This is a genomic window from Streptomyces fractus, from assembly GCF_049844455.1.
Classification (GTDB): domain Bacteria; phylum Actinomycetota; class Actinomycetes; order Streptomycetales; family Streptomycetaceae; genus Streptomyces; species Streptomyces fractus.
The window spans coordinates 6,034,228-6,051,583 of sequence record NZ_JBMYHI010000002.1 but is presented as its reverse complement, the minus strand read 5'-3'; the positions used below and the strand labels follow the sequence as shown (position 1 = coordinate 6,051,583).

Here is a 17,356-nt window from a genome sequence, read left to right as displayed (position 1 = left end):
ACACGAGTACGCGCCTCCCCAGCGCCCACCCCTGCCCTTCACTTGTATGACCGCATGAGTTTTACAGGTCGTTGACCGTTCACCAAGAGGCGGGTGGCAAATCGAGTGCTCTTCGAGACCTCTCGTGTCCCCCACGTACGACGACGCCCCCGCACAGCAGTGCTGTGCGGGGGCGTCGCTGCCCGGTGCGGGCGGAGCCTCAGGCCTCGTCGGCCGCGGACGAGACGGACGGCAGCGACTGCTGCTCGGCCGCCGCGGTCTTCTTCGCGGTCGTCTTCTTGGCCGTCGTCTTCTTGGCGGTGGTCTTCTTCGCCGCCGCCTTCTTGGCCGTCGCCTTCTTCGCCGCCGCCTTCTTGGCGGCCGGCTTGGTCTCGGCCGGCTCAGCCGTCTCGGCCGTCTCGTCGGCGGCCGCCTTGGTCGCGGCCGTCTTCTTGGCCGTCGTCTTCTTGGTGGCGGCCTTCTTCGCCGCCGCCTTCTTGGCCGTCTTACGGGCGGCCTTCTTGGCGGCGGGCGCCTCCTCGGCCTCCTCCTGGACGGGCGCCTGAGCGGGCTCGTCCGCGGCCGAGGGGACGACCACGACGGCCGTGTCCGCGGCAGCGGTCGGGGCGGCCGCCTTGCGGACGGCGCGACGGCGCGGGCGGGCCGGGGCCGCGGTCGCGTCCGTCTTGGGCTCCTCCGCCTTCGGCTCCTCCGGCTCGACGGCCTTCGGCTCCTCCACGGGCTCGGCCTTGACCGGCTCCGTGACGGTCACCGCGGCGGCCTCCTCCGAGGAGGCCTTCGGGGAACCGGCGGGAGCGGACGCCTTGCGCGTGGCACGGCGGCGCGGGCGCGGCGCGGGGGCCTCGTCCTGCACGGGCTCGGCGGCGGGCGCGGGGGCCTCGACCGGCTCGGCGGCCTGCGGCTCCTCGACGACGGGCTCGGGCGCGGCCTCGGCGGCCTTGCGCTCCTCCGCCTGGGCGGCCCGCTCGGCCCTCGACTTCCTGCCGGACCTCGCCGGCTTCTCGGCCTCCGCCTGCGGGGCGCCGGCCGGGGCCGACACACGGCGCGTGGCGCGGCGACGCGAGCGGCCACGGCTGCCCGCGGCTGCCTCCGCCTCGGCGGCGCTGGAGTACAGCTCCTCGTCCGGGACGAACTCCGGCTCGGGCAGCGCCGCGGGGGCGGCCACCTCCGCGACGACCTCGGCCTCGGTCTCGGTCTCGGTCTGCTCGGCGGCCGGAGCCTCGTGCTGGTGCTCGCCGTTGCCGCCGCGGCCGCGCTTCTTGCGCTTGCCGCCGCCACCGGCTGCCGCGGGCTGCTCCATGTGCACGATGACGCCGCGGCCGTTGCAGTGCACGCAGGTCTCGGAGAAGGACTCCAGGAGGCCCTGGCCGACGCGCTTACGGGTCATCTGGACCAGACCGAGCGAAGTGACCTCGGCCACCTGGTGCTTGGTCCGGTCCCGGCCCAGGCACTCCAGGAGGCGCCTGAGCACCAGGTCCCGGTTGGACTCCAAGACCATGTCGATGAAGTCGATGACGACGATGCCGCCCAGGTCGCGCAGCCGCAGCTGGCGCACGATCTCCTCGGCCGCTTCGAGGTTGTTCCTCGTCACGGTCTCTTCGAGGTTGCCGCCCTGGCCGGTGAACTTACCGGTGTTGACGTCGACGACGATCATCGCCTCGGTCTTGTCGATCACGAGGGAGCCGCCGGACGGCAGCCACACCTTGCGGTCGAGCGCCTTGGCGAGCTGCTCGTCGATCCGGTACGTCGCGAAGACGTCGACCTCGGACGTCCACTTGGACAGCCGGTCGGAGAGGTCGGGTGCCACGTGGTTGACGTAGCCGTGGATGGTGTCCCACGCCTCGTCACCGCTGACGATGACCTTGGAGAAGTCCTCGTTGAAGATGTCGCGCACGACGCGGACGGTCATGTCCGGCTCGCCGTAGAGCAGGCTCGGCGAGGACGTCGAGATCTGCTTGGACTTCTTCTGGATGTCCTCCCACTGCGCGTGCAGACGCTCGACGTCGCGGCGCAGCTCGTCCTCGCTCGCGCCCTCGGCGGCGGTGCGCACGATGACGCCCGCGTCCTCGGGGACGATCTTCTTGAGGATGGTCTTCAGGCGCGCGCGCTCGGTGTCGGGCAGCTTGCGGCTGATGCCGGTCATCGAGCCCTCGGGCACGTAGACCAGGTAGCGACCGGGCAGCGAGACCTGGCTGGTCAGGCGGGCGCCCTTGTGGCCGATCGGGTCCTTGGTGACCTGCACGAGCACGGACTGGCCGGACTTGAGGGCGGTCTCGATGCGGCGCGGCCCGTTGGCCATGCCGAGCGCCTCGAAGTTGACCTCACCGGCGTAGAGCACCGCGTTGCGGCCCTTGCCGATGTCGATGAAGGCGGCCTCCATCGACGGCAGCACGTTCTGGACCTTGCCCAGGTACACGTTGCCGACGTAGGAGGTCGACTGCTCCTTGTTGACGTAGTGCTCGACGAGGATGTCGTCCTCGAGCACGCCGATCTGGGTGCGCTCGCCGTGCTGGCGGACCACCATGACGCGCTCGACGGCCTCGCGGCGCGCCAGGAACTCGGCCTCCGTGATGATCGGCACACGACGGCGGCCCTGCTCGCGGCCCTCGCGGCGGCGCTGCTTCTTGGCCTCCAGACGCGTGGAGCCCTTGATGGACTGCACCTCGTCCGAGGACGTCGACCGCTCGGCCTTCTCTTCCTTCTTGCGCGGCTCGCGGACCTTGACGACCGTACGCTCCGGGTCGTCGGTCGGCTGCTCGCCGTCGGAGGTGCTGTCACCGGCGCGACGACGACGGCGACGGCGGCGACGGCTGCTGCTCGAACCGCCGGAACCGGCGGACTCGTCGCGCTGCTCGTCGGCGTCCGCCTGGTCGTCGTCGGCCTCCCCGGCGGACTGCTCGGCGTCGTCGTCGGAGTCGCTGTCGTTCTCGGTGTCGTTGTCCATGTCACCGGACTCACCGCGGCGGCGGCGACGGCCACCCCGGCGACGGCGGCGGGCCGGGCGGTCCCCGTGCTCGTCCTGCTCGTCGTTCTCCTCGGCCCGCTGGTCCTGGTCCTGGGCCTCGGACTCGGCCCCGTCCTCAGTGGCCTCGGTGACCTCGGTGTCCTTGGCGGGCTCGGCCGCGGCGGGCTGCTCGTCGGAGGCGCGACGGCGACGACGACGGCGCGGCCCCTGCTCCTCCTCGACGGCGGCGGCCTGCGCGGGCGCGGGCGACGACGCCTCGGGCTCGGGCTCCGGCTCCTCGACGGCGGCCTCGGCCGCGCGAGCGGCGGCCGCCCGCTCCGGCGTCTGGAACATCGGCTCGGTGAAGACCGGCGCCTGGAACGTGGCGACGGGCCGCTTCGGGCGCGTCTCGTCGTCCTGCTCGTCCCGGCCGGCCCTCGCGGAGCGCGATCCGGACTTGGCCGACTTCGCGGCCTTGGTGGTCCTCGTGGCCTTCGGCTCGGCGAAACCGCCGGCGGCCTTGCGGGTGGCGCGGCGCCGGCGGCGCGGCGACTCGTCCTCGACGCCCTCGGTGTTCTCCGTGGCCTCGGTGCTCTCCGCGGCCTCGGCCCCCGTCGTCTCGGCGGCGATCGCGTCGGAGACCTCGGGGGGACCGGCGGGCGCGCTGGGCGCGGAGGCGCCACGGGTGGCGCGGCGACGGCTGCGGCGCGGGGCAGAGCCCTCGTCGGCGACCGGCTCGGCGGCGGGCTCAGCGGCGGGCTCGGGCTCGACCGCGGCCTCGGCCTGCGGCTCCTCGGCGGGAGCGGCGGGAGTGGCCGGCGCAGCCGGAGCGTCCGGGGTCGACACGGTGCGGGTGGCGCGGCGGCGGCTGCGGCGCGGGGCGGCGGGCTCCTCCGCGGCGGCCGGCTCCGGCTCCGCGACGGGCTCGGCGGCGGCCTCTACGGGCTCTTCCGCCACCACGGTCGTCGCCTCGGTCTGCGCGGCGGGTGCACCGGCGGGCGCGGAGGCGCGTCGAGTCGCGCGGCGGCGCGGGCGGGCGGCGGGCGCCGGGGCCTCGGCGGCCGGGGAAGTGTCAGGGGTCTCGACGGGCGCCTCTTCGGCGGCCGGAGTCTGTGCGGAGGTGGCCGGTATGGCCACGGCGGCGTCCTCGGAGGCGGACGCGGCGCCGGTCGCTCCGACCGGCGGGCCCGCGGGGCGCGACGCCGCCCGGCGCCGACGGCGCGGGGGCAGGGTGTCGCTGGGGCTGTCCAGCTGAGGGGTGGTGGGTTCGGTCTCGGGCATGCGGGTGGATCTCCCGTCGGGCCTCCGGGCGCCGCGCCTGATCCGTGACCGGTGACGTCTGCGGCTCACGCGCATCGAGTCGAGCGCGGTGCCGCCGGTCCGGGGCGCGGGCGCCGCACGGAGGCTCTCTGTTCTGTTCTCGCCGGTTCCGGTACGCGATGTACGTACGGCCTCGCGAAAGTCCTTGGGTGGGTGCGCTGCCCGACCCAGATGGCTCCCGAGTACAAGGGCGGCGCTACGACGACCGCCTTACGCGGGACCTTCCACGGCAGGCGCCGTCGCGGTGGCAGTGCCTGCGGCCGCCTTTTGTGGGGCGGCCCGGTCTGCCTCGCGGTCGAGCGCGAGCGGGTCGGTCACCGTGCCTGTCTCTGCGTCGAAAAGCCCCTGCGCCAGCCTGGTCACCGCTGCGGGGACCGGCGGCGCCAGGTCGGCCACGGCGCGAAGACCGGACAGGACGTCGTCGGGTCGTACGGCAGGCGTCACGTGCCGAACAACCAGCCGCAGTATCGCACAGGCCGTGTCGCTGGGCCTATCAGCCGGACCAGCCGAAACGTCGGAGACCTCCAGAACGTCCAGGCTGACGACGGCCTCGCGGGCGTCGAACGTCCGGATCCCGCTCTTTGTCTTCCTCTGTACCTCGACGGTGTCGGCGGTGCGGAACGCCTCCGCGGCACGCGCGGCCTCCTCGACGCTCACGCCGTCGAGCCGGAGCTCCCAGACGGAGGCGGTGAGCCGGTCCGCGAGGCCCGAGGTGCGGGCCTCGACGGCGTCGACGATGTCGAGGCCGGTGGGCATCGACTCGTCGAGGAGCGCCCTGAGCTTCTCGGGGTCGCGCGGCGCGGTGAGCGCGATCTCCAGGTACTCGGCCTCACTGCCCGTGCCGGTGGGTGCGGCATTGGCGTAGGACACCTTCGGGTGCGGCGTGAACCCCGCCGAGTACGCCATGGGTACCTCGGCGCGGCGCAGCGCACGCTCGAAGGCGCGCTGGAAGTCACGGTGGCTGGTGAACCGGAGGCGGCCGCGCTTGGTGTAGCGCAGTCGGATGCGCTGCACCGCGGGTGCGGGCGGCGGGCCTACGGGCTGTCGCTTGCCCAGTGTCCTAGTCCTTAATGAATGCGGTCTTCGTGAGAGCGGTCGTACTACTGTCAAGACTACGTCCCTGCGGGCCGCCCGGTTCCCGCCGGTCGCTGACCTGCGGTTCCGGCCGCGCTGCAGGCCGCGGCGCCGGGCCGAACAGCAGCCGCCGCACGTCGGCCCGCGCCTGCCGGGCAGCGGCGCGCACGCTCGCGGCCACGCGCGCGACGGGCCGCAGCACGTAGTCGCGCACGACGTGCCCGACCGGGGTGAGCACCGTGCGGTACACCCAGCGCAGCGGATCCACGATCAGCCACCGCAGCACCCGGCCCACGGCACGGGACACGTACCCGGCCACCCGCCAGGCAACCCGCATCGCGTCCCAGATCTCCCGCGCGACGACGCCGAGCACCCGCCCGACCGGGACGAGGACGTACCGCCACAGCGCGAGCAGCGGCACCACGACCAACACCCCTACGAGCCACGCGAGTCCACGGCCGAGCGGCGCCAACACGTAGTCCCGCAGGGCCCTTCCGACGGGCGCGAGGACATGGACGTAGAGCCACACCGCGGGGATGACCAGCAACACCCGCCCGAGCCACCGCAGTCCGCGCCCGACCGGCGCGAGCACGTAGCGCCACAGCATCAGGCACGGCCACACGAGGAGGCCGTACAGCACCCAGCCGATCGCCCGCGCGAGCGGCAGCAGCAGCCACCTGCCGACGAAGCGGCCGGTCGCGACGACCGCGTCCCACAGGAGGCGCACGGGCAGCACGACGACGAACATCAGGATGCGCAGGGGCAGTCTGATCGCGGCGACGAGGCAGCCCTCGTCGGCGGGTTCGGGGCGTTTCTCCAAGTCCATGTCTCTCCAGACGCGCGGAACGCTGTCGCGGATGCAACCCGGCATGGCCGTTCCGATTCCGTACGTCGTATGTTCGGGGCAGTCCGCAATATCGCGGTTGTGCCTTTAGGGGGAGGAATCACTCATGATCACACTCACCAAGGAAGACGGCCCCGCCGACCTGGACGGGGTGACCCACCTGTCCATCGGAGTGTCCTGGGACCCCACCGCCGGCAGCAGTGGAGGCGTCCTCGGCGCGCTGCGCCGAAAGCAGGGGACGGACCTCGACCTGATCGCCATCGCGATGCAGGGCGGGGATCCGGTGCGCCTGGCAGGACTCGACTCGCTGGATCCGATGGGCAACGGCTCACTCATCCACAGCGGCGACAACCAGACCGGAAAGGGCGAGGGTGACGACGAGACGGTCACGGTCGAGTTCTCGCGCCTTCCGCAGCAGATCACGTCGATCGTGTTCGTCGCGGCCGCGTACAAGAAGGGCAGCTCGTTCCAGAAGGCCCGCAACATCAGCTTCAAGGTCTACGACGCGACGGGCGGCAGCTCCCAGCAGGTCGCCGACATCTGGCCGAGCCTGATGACCAGTGACAACGGCTGCGCGGTCGCCAAGGCCATGCGCGTGGGCAGCTCCTGGAAGCTGGAGGTGATCAACACGCCGGGCAAGATCAAGCAGGGGGACGAGCACGCCCTGATGCGTTTCGCCGCGAGCAAGTAGGTCACAGCGCGGGCCCAAGTGCAGCGAAGGGGCGGCCGGTTGAGAACCGGCCGCCCCTCGTCGCTCGCGCTCTACTTGACGACCGTCAGTGGCAGCAGCTTCTTGCCCGTCGGGCCGATCTGGATGTCCGTGTCCATCGCCGGGCAGACACCGCAGTCGAAGCACGGCGTCCAGCGGCAGTCGTCGACCTCGGTCTCGTCGAGCGCGTCCTGCCAGTCCTCCCAGAGCCAGTCCTTGTCGAGACCGGAGTCCAGGTGGTCCCAGGGCAGGACCTCCTCGTACGTGCGCTCACGCGTCGTGTACCAGTCGACGTCGACGCCCTGGGCGGGCAGCGTCTTGGCGGCGCAGGCCATCCAGCGGTCGTAGCTGAAGTACTCGCGCCAGCCGTCGAAGCGGCCGCCGTCCTCGTAGACGGCGCGGATGACGGAGCCGATGCGGCGGTCGCCACGCGAGAGCAGGCCCTCGACGATGCCGGGCTTGCCGTCGTGGTAGCGGAAGCCGATGGAGCGGCCGTACTTCTTGTCGCCGCGGATCTTGTCGCGGAGCTTGGCGAGGCGCTCGTCCGTCTCCGTGGAGCTGAGCTGCGGCGCCCACTGGAACGGGGTGTGCGGCTTCGGGACGAATCCGCCGATCGACACCGTGCAGCGGATGTCGTTGCCCGCGACTTCGCGGCCCTTGGCGATGACGTTGGCCGCCATGTCGGCGATCTGGAGGACGTCCTCGTCGGTCTCGGTGGGCAGGCCGAGCATGAAGTACAGCTTCACCTGGCGCCAGCCGTTGCCGTACGCGGTCGCGACCGTACGGATCAGGTCCTCTTCGGAGACCATCTTGTTGATGACCTTGCGCATGCGCTCCGAGCCGCCCTCGGGGGCGAACGTCAGACCCGAGCGGCGGCCGTTGCGCGTCAGCTCGTTGGCGAGGTCGATGTTGAAGGCGTCGACGCGGGTCGAGGGGAGGGACAGACCGATCTTGTCCTCCTCGTACCGGTCCGCGAGGCCCTTCGCCACGTCGCCGATCTCGGAGTGGTCGGCCGAGGAGAGGGAGAGCAGGCCGACCTCCTCGAAGCCCGTCGCCTTGAGGCCCTTGTCGACCATCTCGCCGATGCCGGTGATGCTTCGCTCCCGCACGGGGCGCGTGATCATGCCGGCCTGGCAGAAACGGCAGCCGCGGGTGCAGCCGCGGAAGATCTCGACGGACATCCGCTCGTGGACCGTCTCCGCGAGCGGCACGAGGGGCTGCTTCGGGTACGGCCACTCGTCGAGGTCCATGACGGTGTGCTTGCTGACCCGCCACGGGACGCCCGACCTGTTGGGCACGACGCGGCCGATGCGGCCGTCGGGCAGGTACTCGACGTCGTAGAAGCCCGGGATGTAGACGCTGCCGGTCTTCGCGAGGCGGAGCAGGACCTCCTCGCGACCGCCGGGACGGCCCTCGGCCTTCCACTGGCGGATGATCTCGGTCATGTCGAGCACGGCCTGTTCGCCGTCGCCGATGATCGCGGCGTCGATGAAGTCGGCGATCGGCTCCGGGTTGAACGCGGCGTGGCCGCCGGCGAGCACGATGGGGTCGTCGACCGTACGGTCCTTGGACTCCAGCGGGATGCCCGCCAGGTCGAGCGCGGTCAGCATGTTCGTGTAGCCGAGCTCGGTGGAGAAGCTGAGCCCGAAGACGTCGAAGGCCTTCACCGGGCGGTGCGAGTCGACCGTGAACTGCGGAACCTCGTGCTTGCGCATGAGTTCCTCGAGGTCCGGCCACACGCTGTAGGTGCGCTCGGCGAGGACGCCCTGGCGCTCGTTGAGCACCTCGTACAGGATCATGACGCCCTGGTTGGGCAGGCCGACCTCGTACGCGTCCGGGTACATGAGCGCCCAGCGGACGTCGCACTCCTCCCACGGCTTGACCGTGGAGTTCAGCTCACCGCCGACGTACTGGATCGGCTTCTGCACATGCGGCAGCAAGGCTTCGAGCTGCGGAAAGACGGACTCCACCGTCGAGGCGGCGGGTTCGGCAGGCATAACCGTTGACCTTCGTGAGCTGACAGGGGTGACCATCAAGCCTAACCCGCCGAGAGCTCCGGCTCCGCCGCCCTCTCCCAGACGCCCGGCAGCTCCCGTTCGCGGTCGGCCGCGGACGCCTGTTCCTGGCCGTACAGCAGGCCCCAGGTGAAGGCGGTCTCTCCCGCCGCGTGCGCCTGGATCGCCAGGTCGCGCAGGGTCTCGCGCGCGACGACGCTGTCCTGGTGATCGCCGAGCAGCGACTGTACGTCCTTCATCCGGCGGGCGAACCGCTTGGCCTGCTTGCCGAGGACGGGGACCGCCGCCTCCCCCGCGTACCGGGCGCGCTTGGCGGCCTTGCGGGCGTCGTGCATCGCGACGTCGCGGTCGGTGCCCGTCGGCAGCGACAGGGCGTGCTCGATCCGGGTCGCGAGGCGGGCGTGGTCCTTGAGCGCCGCCTTGGCGAGGACCTCGGCGGCGGGGCGGTCGGCGGCCTTCGCCCGCAGCGGCGGGTCGGCGAGCAGCGCGTCGAGGGCCTCCAGGAGGTCCAGGTAGCGCTTGCCGTCGAGCACGGCGACCGTGCGCCGGCGCGAGCCGTGGCGGCGGGCGACGGCCCAGATGCGCAGGCGGGCGCGGACGGGGCCGAGCAGCAGGGTGCGGGGCAGCGCGTCCATCCGGCCGGTGATCCGCTCGGTGAGCACCTCGCGGTCCCGGTCGATGCCCAGTTCGGCGGCGAGCCACTTCAGCTCCTCGCCGACGGGTTCGGTGACGGCCGGGTCGAGCACCTTCTTGTACGTCTTGAACGCGCTGCGGATACGGCGGGTGGCCACGCGCATCTGGTGCACCGAGTCCGGCAGGTCGCGGCGCACGGCGGGGTCGAGCTCGACGAGGGCGTCGCGCTGGGCGTGCAGGTGGGCGAGGACGTGGTCGCCCGCGGTGTCGCCGCTCGCGGATTCCTTCCGCTTCGTACGGCGCGCGGACCCGGTCTCCTCCAGGGCGCGGGCCAGCTTGGACGCGGAGGCGGAGCGCTCGACGCCGGCCTTGCGGAGGCGTTTCTCGACCTCGCCGAGGAAGGCCGGGTCGGCGCCGTCCGCCAGTTCGACCTCGATCTCGGTCCAGGCGGTGGTCCGCTCCCCGTCGGGGCGTTCGGCGCGTACGTCGTCGACGCACACCTCGGCGAGGAGTGTGCCGTCGGCGCCGGTGAGGTGGGACACGTCACGCGAGGACCGGAGCCGGACGACCGGGATGAGCTCGTCGCCGCGGACCCGGGAGCGTACGAGGCCCGCGAGGGCGCGCGGCAGGGTGGCGGAGGGCGGAGCCTGCACCTCGTCGCGGACGCCCTCGCTCAGGGAGACCGGCAGTTTCAGGTGCCAGCCGGCGTCGTCGCCTCCGCTGCGCCGGCGCAGGGTGATCTTGTCGGTGGCGAGGCGCTGGTCCTCGGTGTCGTAGTAGACGGCGTCGAGTTCGACGACGCCCTTGTCGATGACGGCCGACACTCCGGGGACCTTGAGCAGGTCGGGCAGCCGGAAGTGGTCGGTCGGGGCGTCGTACTTTCGCTCGATCTCGCGCTTTGTCTCCGCCATAACCCGAATTTAGGCGTCTGCGGCGATGAGGCCAAGGTCTCGGGGCCCTGCCCCGAACCCCGCTGCTCAATCGCCGCAGGGGCTCAATCAACCGAACCGGCCGCCGGCGGCACCCGCCGCCCAGGCCTCGGGGCTCCGCCCCGGACCCCGCGCCTCAAGCACCGCAGGGACTCAATCAACCGAACCGGCCACCGGCGGCACCCGCCACCCAGGCCTCGGGGCTCCGACCCCGCACCCCACACCCCACACCTCAAACGCCGCAAGGACTCAATCAACCGAACCGGCCGCCGGCGGCACCCGCCGCCCAGGCCTCGGGGCTCCGCCCCGGACCCCGCGCCTCAAGCGCCGGCGGGGCTTGATATTGCCGGCTCACGCCGACATCGGGCGCTGGACCTTGATCGATTGCAGTAGGCCCACCGCCACCCACACCGCGAACATCGACGAACCGCCGTACGACACGAACGGGAGCGGGAGGCCCGCCACCGGCATGATGCCCAGTGTCATGCCGACGTTCTCGAAGGCCTGGAAGGCGAACCAGGCGATGATGCCGGCCGCCACGATCGTGCCGTACAGCTCGCTCGTGCCGCGCGCGATCTTGCACGCGCGCCACAGCAGCACGCCGAGCAGCAGCAGGATCAGGCCCGCGCCCAGGAAGCCGAGTTCCTCACCGGCCACCGTGAACACGAAGTCCGTCTGCTGCTCCGGCACGAACTGGCCCGTGGTCTGCGAGCCGTGGAAGAGGCCCGCGCCGGAGAGCCCGCCCGAACCGATCGCGATGCGCGCCTGGTTGGTGTTGTAGCCGACGCCCGCCGGGTCGAGCGCCGGGTTGGCAAAGGCCGCGAAGCGGGCGATCTGGTACTCGTCCAGGACGCCGAGCTTCCACACCGCCACCGCGCCCGCCGCGCCCACGCCGATGAGGCCGAGCACCCACCGGTTCGAGGCGCCCGACGCGAGCAGCACGCCGAGCACGATCATCACCATCACCATGACGGACCCGAGGTCCGGCATCAGCATGACGATCAGCATCGGGACCGCGGCGAGGCCGAGGGCCTGCAACACCGTGCGGTGGTCGGGGTGTTCGCGGTCGCCCGCGTCGACGCGGGTCGCGAGGATCATCGCCATGCCCAGGATGATCGTGATCTTCACGAACTCGGAGGGCTGCAACGAGAACCCGCCGCCGACGACGATCCAGGCGTGTGCCCCGTTCACGGTCGCGCCGAGCGGGGTCAGGACGAGCAGAATCAGGAAGACGGAGATCCCGTACAGGATCGGCACCGCCGTGCGCAGCGTGCGGTGCCCGAGCCAGATCGTCCCCGCCATCAGCGCGACGCCGATGCCGGTGTTCATCAGGTGCCGGAACAGGAAGTAGTACGGGTCGCCCTGGTTGAGTTCGGTCCTGTTGCGCGTCGCCGAGTAGACGAGCGCGGCGCCGATGAAGGACAGCGCGATCGCCGAGAACAGCATCGGCCAGTCGAGCCTGCGCACCATCGAGTCGCGGGCCATGAGCCGCGTCATGGTGGAACGCTGCGGCCCGTAGCCGGAGACGGAGAATCCGTTACCGGTCACCGGTCAGTCCCTCCTGCCGTTGGCGCCCGAGGAGGTGGGCAGCGCCGCCGCCAACTCCTGCTGGGCGGGCGTCGTGTCCTTGCCCGGTCGGAACGGCTTGATCTCCGGGGCGTCGATCGAACCGTCCTTCTGGATCTTCGGCAGGCTCTTCTCCGGAGTGGGCAGCAGCGCCTTCTTCTTGTTGATGCCGCCCTTGTTGTCGACGCCGTAGAGCGCGTCGTAGATCTTGCGGACGGCGGGGCCCGAGGCTCCGGAACCCGTACCGCCCTGGGAGATCGTCATGACGACCGAGTAGTCCTTCGTGTACGTCGCGAACCAGGAGGTCGTCTGCTTGCCGTAGACCTCCGCGGTACCGGTCTTGGCGTGCATCGGGATCTTGTTCTGCGGCCAGCCGCCGAAGCGCCAGGCGGCGGTGCCCCGGGTCGCCACGCCCGCGAGGGCCTGGTCGATGTGACGCTGCGTCTGCTTCGTCATCGGCAGCTTGCCCTGCGCCTTCGGCGCGATCTCGTTGACCTGCTTGCCGTCGGGGCTGATCACGGCCTTGCCGACCGAGGGCTGGTAGAGGGTGCCGCCGTTGGAGATGGCGCCGTAGATCCTGGCCATCTGGATGGGGGTGACGAGCGTGTCGCCCTGGCCGATGGAGTAGTTGACCTCGTCACCGGCGCGCATCACGTTGCCCTGGCGGCAGTTCTCCCAGTTGAGGCGCTCGACGTAGGAGCCGTCCTTCTTGCCGCCCTTGCACCAGGCGTCCTTGTTGGCCTTCCAGTACTGCTGCTTCCACTTCCGGTCGGGCACCCGGCCGTTGACCTCGTTGGGGAGGTCGATGCCGGTCTCCTTGCCGAGGCCGAACTGGTGGGCCGTCTTGAAGAAGGAGTCGTCGGTGTTGACGCCGCCCTTGGGGTGGATGCCGCCGAGCTTCTGCCACTCCTTGTGGGCGATGCCGTAGAAGACGGTGTCGCAGGAGACCTCGAGGGCGCGGCCGAGGCTGATCGGGCCGAAGTTCTCCGACTCGAAGTTCTTGAAGACCTGGCTGCCGATCGAGTACGAGCTGGTGCACGGGTAGCGGCCGTTGAACGGGTAGCCGGCGTTGACCGCCGCGGTGCTTGAGATGACCTTGAAGATCGAGCCGGGCGCCGACTGGCCCTGGATCGCCCGGTTGAGCAGCGGGTAGTTGGACTTCTTGCCGGTGAGCTTGGCGTAGTCCTTGCCGGAGATGCCGCCGACCCAGGCGTTCGGGTCGTACGTCGGGTTGGATGCCATGGCGACGACGCGGCCGGTCTTGGCCTCCATCACGACGACGGAGCCGGCGTCGGCCTTGTAGTTGGTGCCCGTGTTCTTGTCGAACTCGTGCCGGGCGGCCTTCATCGCCGCGTCCAGCTCCTTCTCGGCGACGGACTGCACGCGGGCGTCTATCGACGTGACGACGTTCGCTCCGGGCTCGGCCTTGTCGCTCTCGGCGCGGCCGATGACGCGGCCCAGGTTGTCGACCTCGTAGCGGGTGACGCCGGCCTTGCCGCGCAGGTCCTTGTCGTACGTGCGCTCCAGGCCGCTGCGGCCGACCTGGTCGGAGCGCAGGTACGGCGAGTCGGAGTTCTTGGCCTTCTCGATCTCCGCGTCGGTGACCGGGGAGAGATAGCCGAGGACCTGCGCGGTGTTGGAGCCTCCGGGTCCCGCGTAGCGGCGCACGGCGGTGGGCTCGGCGGTGATGCCGGGGAAGTCCTCGCTGCGCTCGCGGATCTGCAGGGCCTGCTTGGGCGTGGCCTCGTCGGTGATCGGGATCGGCTGGTACGGCGAGCCGTTCCAGCAGGGCTGCTTCGTCTTGGCGTCGCAGAGCCGGACCTTCTCCTGGACGGTCTTGGGCGCGAGACCGAGGACCTTGGCGAGCTTGGTGAGGACGGCCTTGCCGTCGTCGTCCATCTTCATCAGGTCGGTGCGGGAGGCGGAGACGACGAGCCGCGTCTCGTTGTCGGCGAGCGGGATGCCGCGGGCGTCGAGGATGGAGCCGCGGGTGGCGGGCGTGACGACCTGCTGGACGTGGTTCCCGGAGGCCTCCTTGGCGTACTCGTCGCCGTTGCGGATCTGGAGGTACCAGAGGCGGCCGCCGAGGGTGAGCAGGAGGGAGAGGACGAGGATCTGGAGAATGATGAGGCGGATCTGGACGCGAGGCGTGCGGCCCGTCTCGGGGATATTGGTCACGGTGGCGTGCTCCCCCTCTCAGTACGAGGACGTGTACGAGTACGAGTAGGTGTACACGCCGAAGCTGTGCGTGCCTGCGGTGTCGTCGGTCAACTGCCGTGCGCTCACAGGCGCTTGACCCCCTTGATGCGGCCCGCGCGGGAGGCGCGCGCCTTGACCGACCTCATGCGCAGGCCGCCGCCGCGCTGGCCGCCGATGCTCAGGCCCGTGCCGCCGCCGGAGAGCCAGCCGGAGGAGACGTCGGCGGCCTTGGCGGAGCCGCCGGAGGACTCGCCCAGCGGATCGTTCTCGGCGCGTCTGGCGAGCGCCATGACTCCGGGGACGACGAACGGGGCGAGCAGCAGGTCGTAGAGCGCCGCGGTGAAGATGAGGCTGCCGAGGCCGACGTCGCGGGCGGCGGTGTCACCGACGAGCGCGCCCACACCCGCGTACAGCAGGGTCGTGCCGATGGCGGCGCCGACGACCACGAGCATGGGGCCCGCCGCCGAACGCAGCTGGCCGTTCTCGGGCTTGGCGAGGCCCGCGAGGTAGCCGATGACGCAGAGCACGAGGGCGTAGCGGCCCGCGGCGTGGTCGGCGGGCGGGGCGAGGTCGGCGAGCAGTCCCGCGCCGAAGCCGACGAAGGCGCCGCCCACGTGCCCGTAGACGAGGGCCAGGCCGAGGACGGTCAGGAGCATCACGTCGGGGACGGCGCCGGGCAGTTGCAGCCGGGCCAGGACACAGACCTGGAGGACGAGGGCCACGACGACAAGGACCGTGGAGAGCAGCATCCGGTTGAAGCGCATGATTCCTTGCTCCTCCTGCTACTGCTGGTCTGCGTTGTTGTCTGCGGCGTTGTTGTCGGCTGCGTTCTGGCCATTGCCGTCACCGTTGCCGTTGCCGTTCGCGTCCGGGGTGGCCGTCACGGTCACCGTGGGCGTCGGCTTGGGCTTGGCGGGTTTCTTCGGCAGCACCGTGTCCCTCGGGTCGGTGCGCGGGGCCTGCACGACGACACCGACGATGTCGAGCTTGGTGAAGCCGACGTACGGCTTCACGTAGACGGTGCGGGTCAGGTCGCCGCCGGAGGGGTCGACGCGGACGACGCGGCCGACCGGGACGCCGGGCACGAACGGCTTGTCGGCCTGCGAGCCGAAGGTGACGAGCCGCTCGCCCTTGCTCACCTTGGCCTTGCCGTTGAGGAGCTGGACGCGCAGCGGGCGGTCGCCCTGCCCGGAGGCGAAGCCGAGCTCGTCGCTCTTCTCCATGCGGGTGCCGACGGTGAAGTCGGGGTCGTTGGCGAGCAGCACGGTGGACGTGTTCGGGCCGACGGTGGTCACACGGCCGACGAGACCGTCGCCGTTGAGCACCGTCATGTCGCGCTGGATGCCGTCGTTGGCGCCGGCGTCGATGGTCACGGTCCAGGAGAAGCCCTGCGCCGAGCCGATGGCGATGACCTGGGCGCCCTTGATGCCGTACTGGCCCGCGCCCGCCGTCTTCAGCATGGAGTCGAGCTGGCGGACCTTGCTGCGGTTGCGGTCGCCGCTGCCGAGCTTGGCCTTCAACGCGGCGTTCTCGTGCTCCAGTTGACCGATGCGGTTGTGCCGCTTGTCGGAGTCGCGGACCGCGCTTATGGCGTTGCCGATCGGGTCGACCGCACCCGACACCCCGTTCTCCACAGGGCCGAAGACCGTGGCGGCGGCGTGCCGGGCACCGTCGACCGGCGAGTCCTCGCCGCCGCGGATGTCCACCGTGATCAGCGCGAACGCGATGGCGATCAGCAGCACCAGGAGCAGCCGGCTCTCTCGTGTGTCCCTCACGTGCGGCGGCCGTGCCTTCCTCTGTCGTTTGCGTCGAGCGGCGCCCGGCCGTGCCGGGCGATGCTACGGAGGATTTCTTATGCCTTGCCTATATATCAACGATCCGCCGCACGAAGTGGCAGGCACTCGTACGGCGGACGTTTTCACTTCACATCATCTGCGCGGCGAGGCGTCAAGGACCTGCTGAAGCGCCTCGAACTCCTCGACGCACTTTCCGGAACCGAGCGCCACGCTGTCGAGCGGGTCCTCGGCGATGTGGATCGGCATGCCGGTCTCGCGGCGCAGCCGTTCGTCGAGGCCGCGCAGCAGGGCGCCGCCACCGGTGAGAACGATGCCGCGGTCCATTACGTCACCGGACAGCTCGGGCGGGCACTTGTCGAGGGTGGTCTTCACGGCGTCGACGATCGCGTTGACCGGTTCCTCGATCGCCTTGCGGACTTCCGCCGCCGAGATGACGACGGTCTTGGGCAGCCCTGACACGAGGTCACGGCCGCGGATCTCGGTGTGTTCGTCGGAGTCGAGGTCGTACGCGGAGCCGATCGTGATCTTGATCTGTTCGGCGGTGCGCTCACCGAGGAGGAGCGAGTACTCCTTCTTGATGTGCTGGATGATCGCGTTGTCCAGCTCGTCGCCCGCGACGCGGATGGACTGCGCCGTGACGATTCCGCCGAGCGAGATCACCGCGACCTCCGTGGTGCCGCCGCCGATGTCCACCACCATGTTGCCCGTGGCCTCGTGGACCGGGAGGCCGGAGCCGATGGCCGCGGCCATGGGCTCCTCGATGATGTGCACCTGGCGGGCACCGGCCTGCGAGGAGGCCTCGATGACCGCGCGGCGCTCGACGCCGGTGATGCCGGACGGCACACAGACGACGACACGGGGCCGGGCGAGGTAGCGCCGCTTGTGCACCTTCAGGATGAAGTAGCGGAGCATGCGCTCGGTGATCTCGAAGTCGGCGATCACGCCGTCCTTCAGCGGGCGGACGGCCACGATGTTGCCCGGCGTGCGCCCGATCATCTTCTTGGCTTCGGCGCCGACCGCGAGAATGCCGCCGGTGTTGGTGTTGATGGCGACCACGGACGGCTCATTGAGCACGATCCCTCGACCCCTGACGTACACCAGCGTGTTGGCGGTCCCGAGGTCGACAGCCATGTCACGGCCGATGAACGACATTGAGTTCCCCATCAGGATTCGTCTGGCCTTCCCAAGTGGAGCGTTTGATGGCTTGTCAGGTAGGCGAGAGGTGGACGCGGTGTGGCGTGGAGGCTCCATCGTAGTCTCGCCTGCACGATCACGGCGCGAGGGTCTTCGCCATTGTCAGCATGGGAGTCCCCGCCCCGCTAATGGG

Annotated in this window: 11 protein-coding genes; 1 reads left to right on the top strand and 10 read right to left on the bottom strand. The window is 70.8% G+C overall.

The window, feature by feature from the left end:
- Positions 1–199: 199 nt before the first annotated feature.
- The 3 genes from ACP4E5_RS29320 to ACP4E5_RS29310 all read right to left on the bottom strand — a co-directional run bounded on the left by ACP4E5_RS29320 (position 200) and on the right by ACP4E5_RS29310 (position 6,164).
- Positions 200–4,225: an Rne/Rng family ribonuclease gene (locus tag ACP4E5_RS29320; protein ID WP_425833809.1), complete on the bottom strand. Its 4,026-nt coding sequence runs from the start codon at positions 4,223–4,225 to the stop codon at positions 200–202.
- A 249-nt stretch (positions 4,226–4,474) separates the two neighbouring features.
- A complete protein-coding gene (locus tag ACP4E5_RS29315) occupies positions 4,475–5,278 on the bottom strand; it encodes a TIGR03936 family radical SAM-associated protein (protein ID WP_425833807.1) in 804 nt (267 codons plus the stop codon).
- 46 nt (positions 5,279–5,324) lie between these two features.
- Entirely contained in the window at positions 5,325–6,164 is an 840-nt protein-coding gene (locus tag ACP4E5_RS29310) for a hypothetical protein (RefSeq protein WP_425833805.1), read from the bottom strand.
- Between the two features lie 124 nt (positions 6,165–6,288).
- On the opposite strand from ACP4E5_RS29310, the gene ACP4E5_RS29305 reads away from it, so the two are divergent.
- Entirely contained in the window at positions 6,289–6,873 is a 585-nt protein-coding gene (locus ACP4E5_RS29305) for a TerD family protein (protein ID WP_425833803.1), read from the top strand.
- 71 nt (positions 6,874–6,944) lie between these two features.
- On the opposite strand, the gene ACP4E5_RS29300 is transcribed toward ACP4E5_RS29305, so the two are convergent.
- The 7 genes from ACP4E5_RS29300 to ACP4E5_RS29270 all read right to left on the bottom strand — a co-directional run bounded on the left by ACP4E5_RS29300 (position 6,945) and on the right by ACP4E5_RS29270 (position 17,181).
- Complete coding sequence (locus ACP4E5_RS29300; protein ID WP_425833801.1) at positions 6,945–8,888, bottom strand: TIGR03960 family B12-binding radical SAM protein; 1,944 nt, start codon at positions 8,886–8,888, stop codon at positions 6,945–6,947.
- Between the two features lie 41 nt (positions 8,889–8,929).
- Positions 8,930–10,450 (bottom strand): CYTH and CHAD domain-containing protein, encoded by a 1,521-nt coding sequence (locus ACP4E5_RS29295; protein WP_425833799.1) that lies wholly within the window; start codon positions 10,448–10,450, stop codon positions 8,930–8,932.
- Positions 10,451–10,819: 369 nt separating this feature from the next.
- A complete protein-coding gene (gene rodA / locus ACP4E5_RS29290; RefSeq protein WP_425833797.1) occupies positions 10,820–12,016 on the bottom strand; it encodes a rod shape-determining protein RodA in 1,197 nt (398 codons plus the stop codon).
- Positions 12,017–12,019: 3 nt separating this feature from the next.
- The gene (gene mrdA / locus ACP4E5_RS29285; RefSeq protein WP_425833795.1) at positions 12,020–14,212 is read right to left on the bottom strand and encodes a penicillin-binding protein 2; all 2,193 of its coding nucleotides are present in this window, start codon (positions 14,210–14,212) and stop codon (positions 12,020–12,022) included.
- A 104-nt stretch (positions 14,213–14,316) separates the two neighbouring features.
- Positions 14,317–14,997, bottom strand: coding sequence for a rod shape-determining protein MreD (mreD, locus tag ACP4E5_RS29280; RefSeq protein WP_425833793.1), 681 nt, complete (start codon positions 14,995–14,997; stop codon positions 14,317–14,319).
- Positions 14,998–15,015: 18 nt separating this feature from the next.
- Entirely contained in the window at positions 15,016–16,008 is a 993-nt protein-coding gene (mreC, locus tag ACP4E5_RS29275; protein WP_425833791.1) for a rod shape-determining protein MreC, read from the bottom strand.
- A gap of 153 nt (positions 16,009–16,161) precedes the next feature.
- Positions 16,162–17,181: a rod shape-determining protein gene (locus ACP4E5_RS29270; RefSeq protein WP_266719674.1), complete on the bottom strand. Its 1,020-nt coding sequence runs from the start codon at positions 17,179–17,181 to the stop codon at positions 16,162–16,164.
- Positions 17,182–17,356 lie beyond the last annotated feature (175 nt).